Raw genomic sequence first — 17,198 nt, 5'->3', positions numbered from 1 at the left:
CAGACCACGTCGGGATAGGTAAACCCGACCATCACCGATAACCTTCTTGCATCCACCGAGACAGGATATCGACGTGAACACCTTCGAAAATAAATTCGAGACAATTGAACAGTCATTCGACGATGTGGAATGGTGCAAGGAATGCAAAGGCTTTGAATTCAAGAGCCGTTACCCACAATTTCCATGTAGCTGTGACGTGCTGGTTGTATTGCGCAAATCCGATGGCGTGGCCTGTGTCGTGTGCAGCGAGCGCAGTGATAACTTCGGCAGGTCCATCTCCCAGGGGGTGATGGACATTCGCGAATTGCTTGTTTCAACACTGAACCTGCAAGTCCCCCTACTGTGGCTTGAGCACTACCCCCACGGCACCGTGGACTTTCTGGACAAGTATACGATCAGGCAAGTTTACTTCTATCCAGGGATGGCTGGTCGTAATCATCGTTTGTCATGGTGGGCCGCCGGGGAACTTTGCGGGCTAGCCCCTGAGCTGCTGGCCAGGGGTTACCATGATGAACTCTGACTCTATACCCCTGCCCCCGTTTACCGCCAAGCTGGAACTGAACTGGGAGACAGTGGCGACCCGACTGACGATCAAGATAATGGCTCTGTATTTCGATGCAGGCGCTGAAGTAGATCGTGCCATTGACGAATTCGTCATCCGCCAGGCACTGCGCGAGGTATTGGTCGATCTGTTATCAAGGCGGGCATAATTTCAACGCAACAGTTCGATCGACTGAACGGCGTACTACAGCAGACCGACGGAAACCTGGGCGGCGAAAACCAAGCTCGGCAGATAGCCGGGGATTTTTTCATGCTGTCAACCGACACCCTCAAGCGCCCGGCAGATGGAACAAAACAACAAGTTTCCTTCGTTTACATTTGGCACATCGGCAACTCGTCCAATCCATTGCCCAACATTGGCTATCACCTTCTTCCGTCCTGACTCGTATCGCAGGGCGTAGCCGGCCGACTTTGAAACCGACCACAGTCCGACTATCGCCCACCCCTTCACCCACTGCGCTGGCCCCCACCCCGCCGCTTTTGCTTAAATACCCGCCACGGCCCACCGTGGGCCTCCTGTCCAGTATGAGGAAAGCCCCTTGGCCGCGTTACCGCCAAAGAAATCCTGGTTCAAGTCTCGCCTGGGCAACGCCCTGGGTCGCCGCCACCTGGGGCGCGGGGCGCAGATCACCGAGTACTTCCAGCACAAGGCCCAGCAGCAGGGTTATACCCTGAGCCATGGCCAGCAGCAGGTCATCGACAGCATGGCCGAGCGTGTGGAGCCGCTGTTGCAGGAAGACGTGGCGCAGCCGCGCAGCCTGTACTTGTATGGCGCCGTGGGGCGCGGCAAAAGCTGGCTGCTGGACGGTTTCTACCAGGCGTTGCCGATTGCCCATAAACGCCGCCTGCACTTCCATGACTTTTTCGCTCGGCTGCATGAAGGCATGTTCCGCAACCGCGAGCAGGCCAATGCCCTGGAAACCACCCTGGACGAGCTGCTCAGCGACTGCCGGGTGCTGTGCTTTGACGAGTTTCACGTGCACGACATCGGCGACGCCATGCTGCTGACTCGCCTGTTCAAGGCGCTGGACGCGCGCGGCATCTTCCTGATGGTGACGTCCAACTACCCGCCCGAGGGGCTGCTGCCCAACCCGCTGTACCACGAACGTTTCCTGCCGGTGATCCGCCTGATCAACTCACAGATGCAGGTGATGGAAGTGGGCGGTGCCCAGGACTACCGCGCGCTGCCCAGCGCCGCCAGCGAACAGCAATTCACCCTGGGGCACTATGTGTGGCCGGGCACCGCGGCCCAGCGCCAGGCGTTGAAGCTGCCGGCGGCCGACCTGCCGCCCTTCCCCCTGGCCGTGGGCAAGCGCCAGCTGCGCGCACGCATGAGCCATGAACGCACCATTCATTTCACCTTCGACGACATCTGCGAGCAGCCCACTGCGGTAATGGACTACCTGGACCTGAGCGGCCGCTTCGACACCTGGATCATCGACCACCTGCCACTGCTGGACGAGTGTTCGATTGCCGTGCAACAGCGCTTCATCAACCTGATCGACGTGCTGTACGATCAGGACAAGCGCCTGATGCTCATCAGCGAACGGCCGCTGGCGGAAAGCCTGGCAGGCCAGGCCATTGACCTTGCGCGCACACGCAGCCGGCTCGGCCAGCTTCAGGAACACGCAGCCCCGTGACATCGTGGGAGCTGGTCAGCCGTCACTTCACCGTGGTATCAACCACGGCCTAGCACCGCCGCGATTTCCTCCAGGATCAACGGGTCATCCAGGGTCGAGGGCGGCGCGAACACCTCGCCATCGGCGATCTTGCGCAGCACCACGCGCAGTATCTTGCCCGAGCGCGTCTTGGGCAGCCGCTTGACCACCTGCACCCGCCGCAGGCACGCCAGCGCGCCGATGTGTTCGCGCACCTGGGCCACCAGCGCCTCCTGCAGGCCGCTGGCGTCGACACCGTCCTTGAGCACCACCAGCGCCATGGGCACCTGGCCCTTGATCTCGTCGTGCACGCCGAACACCGCGCATTCCGCCACCGCCGGGTGCGCGGCCACCAGGTCTTCCATCTCGCCGGTGGACAGGCGATGCCCGGCCACGTTGATGACGTCATCGGTGCGGCCCATGATGTAGACGAAACCGTCCTCGTCCAGGTAGCCGCCATCGCCGGTGTGATAGTGGCCGGGATAGGCGCGCAGGTAGGCCTGCAGGTAGCGTTCGTGGTCGCGCCACAGGGTCTGGCAGCACCCGGGCGGCAACGGCAGGGCGATGACGATGTCGCCCTGCTGCCCCGGCCCGCACATGCGGCCTTCTTCGTCCATCACCCGCACCGCATAGCCAGGCACCGCGCGGTTGCTGGAACCGGCGCGGGCGCCGGAGCCGTCCAGCCGGGCGCAAGGCGCGGTCACCGGCCAGCCGGTCTCGGTCTGCCACCAGTGGTCATGCACCGGCTTGCCGGTAATGGCTTCCAGCCAGGCGTGGGTGCTGGAGTCGAGCTTTTCGCCGGCCAGGTACAGGCAACGCAACGCGCTCAGGTCGTGGCGCGCCAGCAGCAGGCCGTCGGGGTCTTCCTTGCGGATGGCGCGCATGGCGGTGGGCGCGCAGAACAGCGCGTTTACCCGGTACTGCTCGATGATCCGCCAGTAGCTGCCGGCATCCGGCGTGCGGATCGGCTTGCCCTCGTACATCACGCTGGTGCAGCCGGCCATCAGCGGCCCGTAGACGATCAGCGAATGGCCCACCACCCAGCCGACATCGGAAATGCCCCACCACACATCCCCTGCCTGCATGCCGTAGACCTGCTCCAGGGCGAAACGCATGGCCACCGCGTGGCCGCCGTTGTCACGAACGATGCCCTTGGGCCGGCCCGTGGTGCCGGAGGTATACATGATGTACAGCGGATCGCCGCTGGCCAGCTCCACCGGCCCCACCGGCTCGGCACGTTGCACGTCGCGCTGCCAGTCCAGGTCGCGCCCCGGCACCAGGCTGGCGGTGAGTTGCGGGCGCTGCCACAGCGCGACGCGGGCGGGCGGGTGCCGGGCCAGTTCCAGGGCCTTGTCCAGCAGAGGCTTGTAGGCCACCACACGGTCGAACTCCAGGCCGCAGCTGGCGGTGAGAATCAACACTGGCCGGGCATCGTCGATGCGCACCGCCAGCTCGTTGGCGGCAAAACCGCCGAACACCACCGAATGCACCGCGCCCAGGCGTGCGCAGGCCAGCATGGCGATGGCAGCCTGGGGAATCATCGGCAGGTACAGGATCACCGTGTCGCCCTTGCCTACCCCCAGGCTGCGCATCCAGCCGGCCAGTTGCGCCACCTCGTCGCGCAACTGGCGGAAGCTGAAACGCTGCTGGCTGCCGGACACCGGCGAGTCATAGGCCAGCGCGGTCTGCTCGCCACGGCCCTGCTCCACCTGGTAGTCCAGGGCCAGGTAGCTGGTGTTGAGGCGGCCGTCGGCGAACCATTCATGGGTGCCGTCGGGGCGTTCGTGAAGGATTTGCGTGGGCGCGCGGAACCAGGCCACCCGCTGGGCCTGTGCGGCCCAGAAGGCGGCAGGGTCGGCGAGCGACTGTCGATAGGCATGCTGATAGTTCATGAATCCTGTCCTGGATTGTTGTTATGGGACGGGCGAAAGCTGAGTATGGCCGCTATGATGGGCATCGCGAATTTTCCAAGACGAGCCCTATGGACACCCTTGCCCTTCTGAAGGCCGGCAAACTGGCCGGCAGCACCCGCCTGGACCTGGCCTGCGGCCTGACCGAGTTCCCCCGCGAGATCTTCGAACTGGCCGACACCCTGGAGGTGCTGAACCTCACGGGCAACGCCCTGCACAGCCTGCCCGACGACCTGCACCGCCTGGCCCGGCTGAAGATTCTGTTCTGCTCCAGCAACCAGTTCACCGAGCTGCCGGCCTGCATCGGCCAGTGCCCGGAGCTGAGCATGGTCGGCTTCAAGTCCAACCGTATCGCCCACGTGCCGGCCGCTGCCCTAGGGCCGAAACTGCGCTGGCTGATCCTGACCGACAACTGCATCGAGGTGCTGCCGGACGAGATCGGCGACTGCCACCTGATGCAGAAATTCATGCTGGCCGGCAACCGCCTGGCCCAGCTGCCAGCAAGCATGGCCAAGCTGCACAAGCTGGAGCTGTTGCGCCTGTCCGCCAACCGCCTGCCTGCCCTGCCCGACTGGCTGCACAGCCTGCCGAGCCTGGCCTGGCTGGCCTGGGCCGGCAACCCGATGAGCGCCGCGTTCACCACGCCCCACGACGAGGACGGCATCACCGCCGACATCGCCTGGCAGCAGTTGCAGCTGGAACAGAAACTGGGCGAAGGCGCCTCGGGCATCATCCACCAGGCGCAATGGGGAGACACGCCAGTGGCGGTCAAGCTGTACAAGGGCGACATCACCAGCGACGGCACGCCGCTGAACGAGATGAACGCCTGCATCGCCGCCGGCCTGCACCCCAACCTGATCCGCATCGAAGGCAAGCTCAAGGGCCACCCCGAAGGCGTGGCCGGGCTGGTGATGGACCTGATCGGCCCGGCGTTCATCAACCTGGCCGCGCTGCCCAGCTTCTACAGCTGCAGCCGCGACGTCTACCCAGAGGGCACTCGGTTTACCCCGCAGACCTTGCTGGCCATGGCCCAAGGCATGGCGTCGGTGGCGGCGCACCTGCACCGGCACGGCATCAACCATGGCGACCTGTACGGGCACAACACCCTGTACAACGCCCAGGGCGACTGTTTGCTGGGGGATTTTGGCGCCGCCTCGTTCTACCCGCAGGACGGCAGCCAGCTGGCCGCGACGCTGCAACGCATCGAGGTGCGCGCGTTCGGCATATGGCTGGGGGAATTGATCGAGCGCTGCGAGGGCGTGGATCAGCGCTGGGTGGCGTTGCAGCAGGCGTGCGTGCAGCCCGACGTGCTGGCACGCCCGGATTTCAACGCCATCGCCACGGCATTGAAACAAAACCCGTAGCAGCTGCCGAAGGCTGCGTCACGCCCCGGATGCGCGGGGCCAGGACGCGGCCTGCGGCCGCTGCTACAGGGGCCGTGCGGGTTTAGCCCGCCAGGCCCACGTACACGTTCTGCACGTCGTCGTTCTCGTCGATGGCTTCCAGGAACGCCTCGACTTCGGCCATGTGCTCGTCGCTCAGGCCCGACACCGGGTTCTTCGGCATGTAGCCGATTTTCGCCGCTACCACGGTGAAGCCCTGCTCAGGCAGGGCCTTGCAGACGGCGTCCAGGTCGGCGAAGTCGGTGACGAACAGGGTCGAACCCTCTTCCTCGCCCGCTTCGAAATCCTGCGCGCCGGCTTCGATGGCGGCCATTTCCGGGTCAGCGTCGGCGCTGGCCGGGGTGGCTTCGATCATGCCCACGTGGTTGAAGTCCCACGACACCGAGCCTTCGGCGCCCAGGGTGCCCTTGCGGAACAGCACGCGGATCTGCGAAACGGTGCGGTTGACGTTGTCGGTCAGGCACTCGACGATCACCGGCACCTGGTGCGGGGCGAAGCCTTCGTATTTGACCAGGGTGTAGTTGACCGCGTCGCCGCCGATGCCCGCGCCTTTCTTGATGGCACGTTCCAGGGTCTCGCGGGTCATGGAGGCTTTCTTCGCCTGCTCGATGACCAGGCGCAGACGCGCGTTGGTGTCGGGGTCGGTACCGGCCCGCGCGGCAATCGAAATTTCCTTGGACAGCTTGCCGAAGATACGCCCCTTGGCGTTGGCTGCTGCTTCTCTGTGTTTAGCTTTCCACTGTGCGCCCATTTCAACTCTCTTTCTCTGGCGCCGATACCGGTATCGATCAGCGCATGGCGCCAGTTTATACGCCAGCCACCATGCAGCACAGCCCCTGTCGCCGTCAGGGGGCCGGCGCCAGGTCGAGGAACGCGCGAATCAGGCGCAGCTCGCGCCGGCGTTCCAGGCAGCCGATCATGTGCCGGTTCACCAGCCCCTCGCCGCGTACCGGCACCGCCACCACCCGCGGGTCGTGGCTGACCTCCACCGATGAGACAACGCCAACCCCCAGCTGCGCCGCCACCGCCTCGGTCACCGCCTCGCGGCTGTCCAGCTCCAGCAGCACCCGCGGCGCCACCCCGGCCTCCGCGCAGGCCTGGTCGAAAGTGCGGCGGGTGATGGAGTTGGGCTCGCGCAGCACCATGATCTGCTCGTGCAACTGCGCCAGGTCGATGGCCTGCCCGGCCCACTCATGCCCCAACGGCACCAGCGCGCAGATCTGCGACGGGCTCAGGGCCTGCAGGTGCAGGCCCTTGCGCGGCTCCACCTCGGTCATCACCGCCACGTCGGCGTGCTCGGCGGTCAGCGCCGCCAGGGTTTCCTGGGCATTGCCCAGGCGCAGGTTGACGGTAATGCCGGGATATTTCTCACGCAGGCTGGCCAGCATCGGCATCACCCGGTGCGGGCCGTCGGCGGCCACCTCCAGGCGCCCGGTGAGCAACTGGCGGTTGGCCTCCAGCATCGCCTGCGCCTCTTCGGCCAGGCTGAACATCGCCCGGGTGATGGCCGCAAGCCTGGTGCCCTCCTCGGTCAGCTCCACCCGTCGGGCGGTGCGCCGCAACAGCGTCAGTTGGTAGTGCTCCTCCAGCGCCTTGATGTGCCCGGTGACCGCCGGCTGGCTGATGAACAGGCGCTCGGCGGCGCGGGTAAAGCTGCCCTCGCGGGCCACGGCGTCGAAGGCGCGCAGCTGGAAAAGGTTCATGGATCGGCCTGACTTATAGTTGGGATAACAACAAACAATTTGATTGATGCTTCATGGAATTGCAACTTAGGCGCCGTAAGTTCAGCCCACCGCTTGCGAGGAACACCATGAGCACCACTGCCCCCATCCTGCTTACCCCTGGTCCACTGACCACTTCGGCCCGCACCCGTCAGGCAATGATGATGGATTGGGGCTCCTGGGATGCCAGCTTCAACCAGCTCACCGCCAGTGTCTGCGAACAACTGCTGACCATCATCAACGGCGCCGCCAGCCACCACTGCGTGCCCCTGCAAGGCAGCGGCACCTTCGCCGTGGAAGCGGCCATCGGCACCCTGGTACCGCGCGGCGGCAAGGTGCTGGTACTGATCAACGGCGCCTACGGCCAGCGCCTGGCCAGGATCTGCAAGGTGCTGGGCCGCGCCTTCAGCACCTTCGAAACCGCCGAGGACGAGCCCACCACCGCCGCCGACGTCAACCGCCTGCTGGGCGAAGACCCCAGCATCAGCCACGTGGCGCTGATCCACTGCGAGACCAGCACCGGCATCCTCAACCCGCTGCCAGAGATCGCCCAGGTAGTGGCCGGCCATGGCAAGCGCCTGATCATCGACGCCATGAGCAGCTTCGGCGCGCTGCCGATCGACGCCGCCAAGGTGCCGTTCGACGCCCTGATCGCCGCCTCCGGCAAGTGCCTGGAAGGCGTGCCGGGCATGGGCTTCGTGTTCGCCAACAAGGCCGCGCTGGCCCAGGCCGAGGGCAACTGCCACTCGCTGGCCATGGACCTGCACGACCAGCACGCCTACATGGCCAAGACCGGTCAATGGCGTTTCACTCCGCCCACCCACGTGGTGGCGGCGCTGCACGAAGCGCTACTGCAATACCACGAAGAAGGCGGCCTCGCGGCGCGCCACGCCCGCTACGCCGACAACTGCCAGGCGCTGCTGGACGGCATGGCTGCCATCGGCCTGCGCAGCTTCCTGCCGGCGGCTATCCAGGCGCCGATCATCGTCACCTTTCACGCCCCGCAAGACCCGCGTTACCAGTTCAAGGAGTTCTACGAGCGCGTCAAGGCCAAGGGTTTCATCCTCTATCCGGGCAAGCTGACCCAGGTCGAAACCTTCCGCGTCGGCTGCATTGGCTGCGTGGATCGCATCGGCATGCAGGCCGCCGTGGACGCCGTGGCCCAGGTGCTGCGCGAAATGGAAGTGCTGGATATCTGACCTTTCCCCTATTTGAAGTAATGATCAGGACGTACCCATGAACTACAGCAACCCCAGCAAAACCCAGGCCGTGATCCTCGATTGGGCCGGCACCGTGGTCGACTTCGGCTCGTTCGCCCCTACCCAGATCTTCGTCGAGGCCTTCGGCGAGTTCGACGTGCAAGTGTCCATCGAGGAAGCCCGCGGCCCCATGGGCATGGGCAAGTGGGACCACATCCGCACCCTGTGCAACGTGCCGGCCATCAGCGAGCGCTACGCCAAGGTGTTCGGCCGCGCGCCGACCGACGACGACGTGACCGCCATCTATAACCGCTTCATGCCACTGCAGATCGAAAAAATTGCCACTCACTCGGCGCTGATCCCCGGCGCGCTGGACACCATCACCGCGCTGCGCAACGACGGCCTGAAGATCGGCTCGTGCTCCGGCTACCCGGCCGTGGTAATGGCGAAGGTAGTGGAGCTGGCCAAGCAGAACGGCTACGTCGCCGACCACGTGGTGGCCACCGACGAAGTCCCCAACGGTCGCCCATGGCCGTCCCAAGCCCTGGCCAACGTCATTGCCCTGGGCATCGACGACGTCGCCGCCTGCGTCAAGGTCGATGACACCGTGCCGGGCATTCTCGAAGGCCGTCGCGCCGGCATGTGGACCGTGGCACTGGTGTGCTCGGGCAACGCCCTGGGCCTGACCTACGAAGGCTACAAGGCGCTGGCGCCCGAGAAGCTGGACAGCGAGCGCCAGCGCATCCATGCGTTGTTCGAGGCCTCGCGCCCGCACTACCTGATCGACACCATCAACGAGTTGCCGGACGTGATCGCCGACATCAACCGCCGCCTCGCTGCTGGCGAAATGCCGCAAAGCTCGTAACCCTGCACGCTTTGTAGCCGCTGCCTGGCGGCAGCGGCTACGGATCAAGCGTGATACCGCTCCACCCACTTCGCATACGCATCGATGAAGCCCTGCAGGAACGGCTTGCTCTTCTCCGCCAGCGCCCCGCTGTCATCGAACAGCGACCCCGCATTGCCCAGGTACGCTTCGGGCTGCTGCAGGCAAGGCACATCCAGGAACACCAGCGACTGGCGCAGGTGATGGTTGGCGCCAAAGCCACCAATGGCCCCCGGCGACACGCTGATCACTGCCCCCGGCTTGCCTGCCCAGGAACTCTTGCCATACGGCCTTGAACCCACATCAATGGCATTCTTCAGCGGCGCCGGCACCGAGCGGTTGTACTCGGGGGTGACAAACAACACGGCATCCGACGAACCGAGGGCATTGCGAAAAGCCGTATAGGCCGCTGGTGGTGTACCATCGATGTCTTCGTTATAAAGCGGCAAGTCGCCAATTTCGATGATCTTCAATGACAGGCTCGGCGGTGCCAGGGCGATCAAGGCCTGGGCGACCTTGCGGTTGAGGGATGCTTTTCTCAAGCTGCCGACCAGGACGGCGACGGAGTACACCTTGCTCATGACTGCTCCAACATTTCCGGCAAAAGGAGGTGTAGGTATAGATGAGCCTGGCGTGGTTTGCCTCGCGACGTTCCGGAAGACGGTTTTTTTTCATCAACGGTAAAACTTCCCAGGTAAAACAGTGGTCTACAGGGCGCAAGTTTCACACGTGGATATATTCAGAGGTTGTAATTCAATGGCTGCAGTACTCGTTGGACAGTTTCATGCGCGGGATGCCGAAGGTCGGATCTACCCGGTGCATGAATTCCAGGAAGCCACCTTGGAGGCGGACGGCAGCAGCGGCTCAGCCCCTAAAACCACCTATCGTCTGGCCATTGGCGACCGCGTCAACCACCTGGGTGATGACCGTTTCGAACTGGTCCAGAGCGGCGTCGAAATCGTCCGTATCCCCTGAGCCGCTACCGCGCCGCTGGCAGTGGTGGCGGATCGCCCGGCATAATGGCTGCTCCAGCCTGCCGGCTCCCCTCACCGGGCACGGATTGCACTCATGCGACTACGCCACATTGAAGTGATTCAGGCGCTCATGCACGGCGGTAGCCTCAGCGCTGCCGCCGACCTGCTGCAACTTCCCCAGGACACCATCAGCGCCACCCTGCAGGACGCCGAAAGCCAGAGCGGGTTGTTGCTGTTCGCGCGGGTGCGCGGGCGTTTCCAGCCTACCGCCGAAGCGTTGAAACTGGCCGCCACCCTGGACCTGCTGGACGCCCCGCTGGAACAACTGCGCCGCCTGGCGGCCGACCTGCGGCTGCACCAGGAAACACCCCTGCGGGTGATCTGCACCGAAGCCCTGGCCCATCGCCTGCTACCGCAAAGCCTGGCCGCCCTGCGCCGACGTTTCCAGGACACGCCCTGCCAATTGCTCAGCCAGCCCACCACCAGCATCGTCCGCAGCCTGCTGCTGCGCGAAGGCGACCTGGGCCTGAGCCTGCACCCGCCGCACCACCCCGACATCGACTGCACGGCGCTGCTCGAAGGCAAGCTGCAACTGCTGGCGCCCCACGGCTGGCTGTCGCCCAAGCACAAGTACATCGGCATTCAGGAGCTGGCCGGGCAGGCCATGATCGGCCTCGAGGGCCACGACCCGCTCAGCCTCAAGCTGGACGCCAAGCTGGAAGCGCTGCGCCCGGCGCCGAAGGTACAGACCCGGGTGCAGAACTACTCGATGATGCGCAGCATGGTCGAGGCCGGCGAAGGCCTGGCAGTCGTGGACCCGTTCACCGCAGCGGGTGCGCGCGAGGCCGGGCTGGACGTGTGCCCGATTTCACCGGCGGTGCCGGTGACCTTGTACGCGCTGACGCTCAAGGGCAGCGAGCCGAGCGCGGCGTTGAGGGCACTGCTGGAAATCGTCACGCAAAAAGCCCAGGCGATACTTGTGGGAGCTGGCTTGCCAGCGAGCTCTTAGGGCCTCAACAGCTCGCTGGCACGCCAGCTCCCACAGGGTGGCCTAAAACATCAAATACCAGAACATCGCCACCTCGCTGGTCTGCGGGTCGATGCCACGGTAGCGCAGGTGGTCGATACCGCCCAGTTCGAAGCCAAACCCTTCATACAGGCGGCACGCCGCCAGGTTGTTGTTCTGCGTCTCCAGCATGATCCCCGGCAGGCGCTTCTTGCGCGCCCACCACTGCGCCACACCCAATAGCGCGCGGGCCACGCCGTGGCGGCGGGCCGGGGCGTGTACCGCAAGTTCATCAACGTGGGCCAGGCCGTTCCAGTTGGTGCTGACCACTACATGGCCCACCGCGCGGCCGTCCAGCCAGGCGACGAAAATGGCGCTATCGTCCTTGTCGCGGTAGTTGCGGAATTCGTCGGGGTCGATGCCGTAGCACTTCTGGTAAGGCGCCACCGCGTGTACCGGCCACTGGGCCACGGGTTTGCCGATCTGCGGGCAGGCGTAGCCGCGCACCTCAAAACCGTATTCGCTGTCCAGCACGTAGGGCGCGAAGGCGTCGTCTGCCAGGCGCACGGCGATGGCCGGGTTGACCGTACTCATGACTTCTCGGTCTCCTTGATGCAATCGACCGTGTAAGGGCCGTGTTCGTGTTGCAAGCCGTGCACGTCGGCGACAAAGCCGGGAAAGCCCTGGTCGAACGCGCGGGCGAAGGCCAGGTAATCGATCACCGAACGGGTCGACTCGCTGAAGCGCTCCCCCGGCATGATCAGCGGAATGCCCGGCGGGTAAGGCACCAGCATGACCGCTGCGATGCGCCCCGGCAACTCGTCTATGGGCACCGCTTCCACTTCACCGCGCACCAGCGCGTCGTAGGCGTCGGCCGGGGTCATGGCGGCCTCGGGCAAGGCGGTGTACATGCGTTTAAGGTGCTTGGCCGTGGCGTTGCTGCGGTAACAGCCGTGCAACTGGTCGCACAGGTCGCGCAGGCCCATACCCTGGTAGCGCACCGGGTCCAGGCGCGCCACGCAGGGCAGGCACTGCACCAACTCGGCGTTGGCGTCGTAGCTGCGCTTGAACTCCAGCAGTTCGGTGAGCAGCGTGCTCCACTTGCCCTTGGTAATGCCCATGGAGAACAGCACCAGGAACGAGTACAGGCCGGTCTTCTCCACCACCAACCCACGCTCCCAGAGGAATTTACTGACCACCGCTGCCGGAATACCGCGGTCGCTCAAGGCGCCCGAGGCGGTCAACCCGGGCATCACCAGGGTCACCTTGATCGGGTCCAGCAGCACGTAGTCCTCGGCCACTTCGCCGAAGCCGTGCCAGTCGGCGTCCGGTGCCAGCAGCCAGTCGCCCGTGGTGACCTGGCCCGCGCTTTCCACCCCCGGCGGTTGCCAGATGCTGAACCACCAGTCTTCCTCGCCGAAGGACTGCCGCAGGGTGGCCAGCGCGCGGCGAAAGCTCAGGGCCTCGTCGAACATTTCCTGCAGCAGCGAGCGCCCGGCCGGGCCTTCCATCATTGCCGAAGCCACGTCCAGCGAGGCAATGATGCTGTACTGCGGCGAAGTCGAAATATGCATCATGAACGCTTCATTGAAGCGGTCGCGGTCCAGCTGCCGCAGGCCGCCGTCCTGCACGTGGATCATCGACGCCTGGCTGAAGGCCGCCATCAGCTTGTGGGTGGAATGGGTGCTGAACACCAGCGGGCTGCCTTCGCCACGGGTAGTACCCATGCCATAGCGGCCGGCGAAAAACTCATGGAAGGCTGCGTAGGCGTACCAGGCCTCGTCGAAATGCAGCACCTCGACGCTGCTGCCCAGAGTGTGTTTGATCAGCTCGGCGTTGTAGCACAGGCCGTCGTAGGTGGAGTTGGTGACCACCGCCAGCTTGACCTTGGGCGGCCGCCCGCGCGCCAGCGGGTTGGCGGCGATCTTGGCCTGGATGGAGGCCGGGCTGAACTCACTGAGAGGGATGGGGCCGATGATACCCAGCTCGTTGCGCTCCGGCGTCAGGTACAGCGGTATGGCACCGGTCATGATAATGGCGTGCAGCACCGACTTGTGGCAATTGCGGTCCACCAGCACCAGGTCGCCGCGGGCGACGGTGGCGTGCCAGACGATCTTGTTGGCGGTGGAAGTGCCGTTGATGACGAAAAAGGTGTGATCGGCGCCGAAGTTGCGCGCTGCCCGTGCCTCGGCCTCGGCCAGCGGCCCGGTGTGATCGAGCAGCGAGCCCAGCTCGGGCACCGACACCGACAGGTCCGAGCGCAGGGTGTTTTCCCCGAAGAACTGGTGGAACGCCTGCCCCACCGGGCTCTTGCGGTAGGCCACGCCACCGCCATGGCCGGGCGTGTGCCAGGAATAGTTGGATTGCGCGGTGTGCTGCACCAGCGCCTTGAAGAACGGCGGCAGCAGGCCGTCGAGGTAATTGCGCGCGGCGCGGGCGACTTGCCGAGCAAGGAACGGCACGGTGTCTTCGAACAGGTAAAGAATGCCGCGCAGCTGGTTGAGCTCGCTCAGGGCATCGGCCGAAGCATTTTCCAGAGTGACCTGCTCACCCAGGGCGAAGATCGGCAGGTTGGGCGCGCGCACCCGCGCCAGGCGAATCAGCGTCACCATGTTCTTCAGCAGGTGGGTGTGCTCGCCCGCGCCCTCGGCGGCTATCAGCATGCAGGCCAGGCCGTGGTGGGTGGCCGCCACCAGCCTTGCCTCGGCATCGTCGGTGGCCAGCAGGATGCTGAAGCCTTCCTGCTCCAGCTCCTGGGCAATGCCCCGCACCCGCGCGCCGGCCACGGTGTCGGCCTTGACGTCGCGGTGCACGATCAGCACGGGAAACTTCAGGTCTTTGTACATCGCAGGCAGCCCCGAGACGGCCGCAAAAGGCGGCCCATGGTCTCAGGGTAGAAGCTTGCGGGCGCCTGTGTCAGGCATGGCAGCGCGGGTGTGTAACAAAAGGTCGCCCCTGAACAACTCAGGGGCGAAGCGCCATTACGCCGGGGCGCCCTGCTCGGCTTCCAGCAGCTGGCTCCACAGCGCCGGGGCGCCGGCCGACTTGGCGATGATGGCCAGCCGCGCCTCGTGCTCGGCCAGCTCGGCCTCGCTGGCGCGAATCACCGGGGCATGGCGGCGGTCGGCAGGCAGGCGGCGGATTTCGCTGCCCTGGTTGCCCGAGCCGTCGCCGGCGCCATCGCTGGAGTTGCCCGCCAGCGACAGGCTGGTCTGGCCACCGGTCATGGCCAGGTACACGTCCGCCAGAATCTCGGAGTCGAGCAATGCGCCGTGCAGCTCACGGCCCGAGTTGTCTACCCCGTAGCGCTTGCACAGGGCGTCGAGGCTGTTGCGCTGGCCGGGGTGGCGCTCACGGGCCATGGCCAGGGTGTCGAGCACCGTGCAGTAGGTGGTGACGTCCGCGCGGTCCTGGCTGCCCATCAAGGCGAATTCGTTGTTGATGAAACCAACGTCGAACGCCGCGTTGTGGATGATCAGCTCGGCGCCCTTGATGAACTCGAAGAACTCCTCGGCCACCTCGGCGAAACGCGGCTTGCCCACCAGGAACTGGTCGGTGATGCCGTGCACCCCGATCGCGCCTTCGTCGCTTGAGCGGTCCGGCTGCAGATAGACATGGAAATTGCGCCCGGTCAGGCGCCGGCCGATGACTTCGACACAACCGATTTCGATGATCCGGTGACCATCGGTGACCGGCATGCCGGTGGTTTCGGTATCGAGGACTACGTATCTCGTCGCCATGGGTGCAACACTCTCGTCATTTCAACAGCGGGAACAGCCGCGCACTTTAGCATAAGTCGGCTCCTACGCGGTGCGTGGTAACAGCCTGCCTCGGCCGCGATGCAAACGACGCGATCAGCGGGGTGCACACCCGCCCGTAGCAGCTGCCGCAGGCGGCGTCCGGGTTCACCGCCGCATCCCGGAACAGCGCGGCGCCCTGGACGCGGCCTGCGGCCGCTGCTACAGAAACCGCGTTACGCGGTGCATGGTAGGAGCCGGCCTCGGCCGCGATGCAAACGACGCGATCAGCGGGGTGCACACGCGCTTGTAGCAGCTGCCGCCAGGCGGCGCCCAAGGCCGATAGCCGTCTCCACAAGTGCAGCACCCGCAAAAATACCGCATATTAGCGCCCTCGCCCGCCCAACCCATGGAGACCCGCGTGGCCAACACATTCAACCTGGACACCGTCCACGACCGCCACAACACCGGCAGCACCAAGTGGAGCCGCTTCCCCGCCGACGTGCTGCCCATGTGGGTAGCCGACATGGATTTCGCCGTGGCGCCGGGCATTGTCCAGGCCCTGCAGGATCGCCTGATGCACCCGATGCTGGGCTACAGCGTGGCCCAGGACAGCCTGCGCGGCACCCTGGTCAAAGCCCTGCGCGAGCTGTTCGACTGGGAGGTGGCACCCGAGGAACTGGTGTTCCTGCCCGGCGTGGAAGGCGGGGTGAACATGGCGCTCAATGGCCTGCTGGCGCCCGGCGCCGGGGTGGTGGTGCAGACGCCCAACTACCGACCGTTATTGAACGCCGCCGGGCACTGGAAGCTGCCGCGCATCGACCTGCCGTTCCACGTGGACAGCAATGGCCAGCACCCCACTGACCTGAAGGCGCTGGACCAGGCCTTGGGCCAGGCCGGGGCAATGATCCTCAGCAACCCGCACAACCCGCTGGGCAAGGTGTTCGAACGCGCCGAACTGCAGGCCATCGCCGACGCCTGCGTAGCCCATGACACGCTGCTGATCAGCGACGAGATCCACGCGCAGATACTGTTCGACGGGCGCAAGCACATCCCGATCGCCAGCCTGAACGACGACATCGCCCAGCGCACCATCACCCTGATGTCGGCCACCAAGGCGTTCAACATCGCCGGCATGAAGAACGCCTTCGCGGTGATCAAGAACCCGTCGTTGCGCCACCGTTTCAACAACGCACGGCTGGGCATGGTCGACAGCGTCAGCACCCTGGGCCTGGTGGCCACCGAGGCGGCGTTCAACCACGGCGGCGCATGGCTGGCCGAGGTGATCGCCTACCTGCAAGCCAACCGCGACTACCTGGCCAACGCCGTGGCCACCCGCCTGCCGGGCGTGACCATGACGCTGCCCCAGGGCACCTACCTGGCATGGCTGGACTGCACAGCGCTGGGGCTGAACGACCCGCACGCCTTCTTCCTCAAGGAAGCCAAGGTGGGGCTGAGCCCGGGCACCGATTTCGATGACGCGGTGGGTGGGCAGTTCGTGCGCCTGAACTTCGGTTGCCCGCGCGAATTGCTGGAGGAAGGGATTGCACGGATGGAGCGGGCGCTGAAGGCCCGCAATTGATGTAACCGCGGCTACATCCTGTGGGAGCTGGCTTGCCAGTGAGCTTTTGACGCCCCAGAAACTCGCTGGCAAGCCAGCTCCCACAACTGCTACACGTCAGCGCTTGAGCGCGCGAACCTCATCAACCCCGCGGTTCGCCAGCTGGTCGGCCCGCTCGTTGCCATGGTGGCCCGTATGGCCGCGCACCCATTTCCAGGTCACGGTGTGGCGCCCCACCTGCTCATCCAGCAGTTGCCACAGGTCGGCGTTCTTCACCGGCTGCTTGGCAGCTGTTTTCCAACCGCGCTTCTTCCAGTTGACCATCCACTCGTTGATGCCCTTCATCACGTATTCGGAGTCGGTCACCAGCAGCACCTCGCAGGGGCGCTTGAGTTCTTCCAGGCCGCGGATGGCAGCCATCAGCTCCATGCGGTTGTTGGTGGTGGCTGCCTCGCCGCCCCACAGTTCCTTTTCCACGCCCTTGCACACCAGCAGGGCGCCCCAGCCACCAACGCCCGGGTTGCCCTTGCAGGCGCCGTCGGTGAAGATTTCAACGCTATCGCTCATTACTACCTATCCGTCGAT

Annotated in this window: 17 protein-coding genes; 9 read left to right on the top strand and 8 right to left on the bottom strand. The window is 65.1% G+C overall.

Features of this window, described 5'->3' with window-relative positions; translation table 11 throughout:
* Positions 1-73: 73 nt before the first annotated feature.
* The 3 genes from AC0SZ7_RS09725 to zapE all read left to right on the top strand — a co-directional run bounded on the left by AC0SZ7_RS09725 (position 74) and on the right by zapE (position 2,201).
* Complete coding sequence (locus tag AC0SZ7_RS09725) at positions 74-520, top strand: hypothetical protein (RefSeq protein ID WP_475504197.1); 447 nt, start codon at positions 74-76, stop codon at positions 518-520.
* Positions 507-710, top strand: a complete 204-nt coding sequence (locus AC0SZ7_RS09720; protein ID WP_475504196.1) for a hypothetical protein — start codon at positions 507-509, stop codon at positions 708-710. Before AC0SZ7_RS09725 ends, AC0SZ7_RS09720 begins: the two co-directional genes overlap by 14 nt.
* 390 nt (positions 711-1,100) lie before the next feature.
* Positions 1,101-2,201: a cell division protein ZapE gene (gene zapE, locus AC0SZ7_RS09715; RefSeq protein WP_475504195.1), complete on the top strand. Its 1,101-nt coding sequence runs from the start codon at positions 1,101-1,103 to the stop codon at positions 2,199-2,201.
* A 38-nt stretch (positions 2,202-2,239) separates the two neighbouring features.
* On the opposite strand, the gene AC0SZ7_RS09710 is transcribed toward zapE, so the two are convergent.
* Positions 2,240-4,111 carry an AMP-binding protein gene (locus tag AC0SZ7_RS09710; protein WP_475504194.1) on the bottom strand — a complete coding sequence of 624 codons (1,872 nt, stop codon included), beginning with the start codon at positions 4,109-4,111 and terminating at the stop codon, positions 2,240-2,242.
* 89 nt (positions 4,112-4,200) lie between these two features.
* On the opposite strand from AC0SZ7_RS09710, the gene AC0SZ7_RS09705 reads away from it, so the two are divergent.
* Complete coding sequence (locus AC0SZ7_RS09705; protein WP_475504193.1) at positions 4,201-5,493, top strand: leucine-rich repeat-containing protein kinase family protein; 1,293 nt, start codon at positions 4,201-4,203, stop codon at positions 5,491-5,493.
* Positions 5,494-5,575: 82 nt separating this feature from the next.
* Here the strand turns inward: AC0SZ7_RS09705 and AC0SZ7_RS09700 are convergent, their stop codons facing one another.
* Both AC0SZ7_RS09700 and AC0SZ7_RS09695 read right to left on the bottom strand, forming a co-directional pair.
* Complete coding sequence (locus tag AC0SZ7_RS09700) at positions 5,576-6,283, bottom strand: YebC/PmpR family DNA-binding transcriptional regulator (protein ID WP_475504192.1); 708 nt, start codon at positions 6,281-6,283, stop codon at positions 5,576-5,578.
* Between the two features lie 94 nt (positions 6,284-6,377).
* On the bottom strand, positions 6,378-7,235 hold the full coding sequence (locus AC0SZ7_RS09695) for a LysR substrate-binding domain-containing protein (RefSeq protein ID WP_475504191.1): 858 nt from the start codon (positions 7,233-7,235) through the stop codon (positions 6,378-6,380).
* A gap of 107 nt (positions 7,236-7,342) precedes the next feature.
* Between AC0SZ7_RS09695 and AC0SZ7_RS09690 the strand changes: the two genes are divergently transcribed.
* Together AC0SZ7_RS09690 and phnX are read left to right on the top strand one after the other, a co-directional pair.
* Entirely contained in the window at positions 7,343-8,452 is a 1,110-nt protein-coding gene (locus AC0SZ7_RS09690; protein ID WP_475504190.1) for a 2-aminoethylphosphonate--pyruvate transaminase, read from the top strand.
* 37 nt (positions 8,453-8,489) lie between these two features.
* On the top strand, positions 8,490-9,317 hold the full coding sequence (gene phnX / locus AC0SZ7_RS09685; RefSeq protein ID WP_475504189.1) for a phosphonoacetaldehyde hydrolase: 828 nt from the start codon (positions 8,490-8,492) through the stop codon (positions 9,315-9,317).
* 44 nt (positions 9,318-9,361) lie between these two features.
* On the opposite strand, the gene AC0SZ7_RS09680 is transcribed toward phnX, so the two are convergent.
* The gene (locus tag AC0SZ7_RS09680) at positions 9,362-9,916 is read right to left on the bottom strand and encodes an NADPH-dependent FMN reductase (RefSeq protein WP_475504188.1); all 555 of its coding nucleotides are present in this window, start codon (positions 9,914-9,916) and stop codon (positions 9,362-9,364) included.
* 175 nt (positions 9,917-10,091) lie between these two features.
* Here AC0SZ7_RS09680 and AC0SZ7_RS09675 point away from each other — a divergent pair, with 175 nt between their 5' ends.
* Entirely contained in the window at positions 10,092-10,310 is a 219-nt protein-coding gene (locus AC0SZ7_RS09675; RefSeq protein ID WP_475504187.1) for a hypothetical protein, read from the top strand.
* Positions 10,311-10,403: 93 nt separating this feature from the next.
* Entirely contained in the window at positions 10,404-11,318 is a 915-nt protein-coding gene (locus AC0SZ7_RS09670; protein ID WP_475504186.1) for a LysR family transcriptional regulator, read from the top strand.
* Between the two features lie 42 nt (positions 11,319-11,360).
* On the opposite strand, the gene AC0SZ7_RS09665 is transcribed toward AC0SZ7_RS09670, so the two are convergent.
* From AC0SZ7_RS09665 to dnaQ, 3 genes are all read right to left on the bottom strand, one after another.
* Entirely contained in the window at positions 11,361-11,909 is a 549-nt protein-coding gene (locus tag AC0SZ7_RS09665) for a GNAT family N-acetyltransferase (protein ID WP_475504185.1), read from the bottom strand.
* Complete coding sequence (locus AC0SZ7_RS09660; protein WP_475504184.1) at positions 11,906-14,161, bottom strand: Orn/Lys/Arg family decarboxylase; 2,256 nt, start codon at positions 14,159-14,161, stop codon at positions 11,906-11,908. Before AC0SZ7_RS09660 ends, AC0SZ7_RS09665 begins: the two co-directional genes overlap by 4 nt.
* A gap of 135 nt (positions 14,162-14,296) precedes the next feature.
* The gene (gene dnaQ / locus AC0SZ7_RS09655) at positions 14,297-15,055 is read right to left on the bottom strand and encodes a DNA polymerase III subunit epsilon (protein WP_475504183.1); all 759 of its coding nucleotides are present in this window, start codon (positions 15,053-15,055) and stop codon (positions 14,297-14,299) included.
* A 406-nt stretch (positions 15,056-15,461) separates the two neighbouring features.
* Here dnaQ and AC0SZ7_RS09650 point away from each other — a divergent pair, with 406 nt between their 5' ends.
* Positions 15,462-16,634, top strand: a complete 1,173-nt coding sequence (locus AC0SZ7_RS09650; protein WP_475504182.1) for a MalY/PatB family protein — start codon at positions 15,462-15,464, stop codon at positions 16,632-16,634.
* Positions 16,635-16,730: 96 nt separating this feature from the next.
* On the opposite strand, the gene rnhA is transcribed toward AC0SZ7_RS09650, so the two are convergent.
* Complete coding sequence (gene rnhA / locus AC0SZ7_RS09645; RefSeq protein ID WP_158153797.1) at positions 16,731-17,180, bottom strand: ribonuclease HI; 450 nt, start codon at positions 17,178-17,180, stop codon at positions 16,731-16,733.
* Positions 17,181-17,198 lie beyond the last annotated feature (18 nt).

It is taken from the genome of Pseudomonas sp. JC1203 (assembly GCF_056175065.1).
The sequence above is the reverse complement of the archived record's forward strand: the minus strand, read 5'-3'. Positions and strand labels throughout refer to the sequence as shown.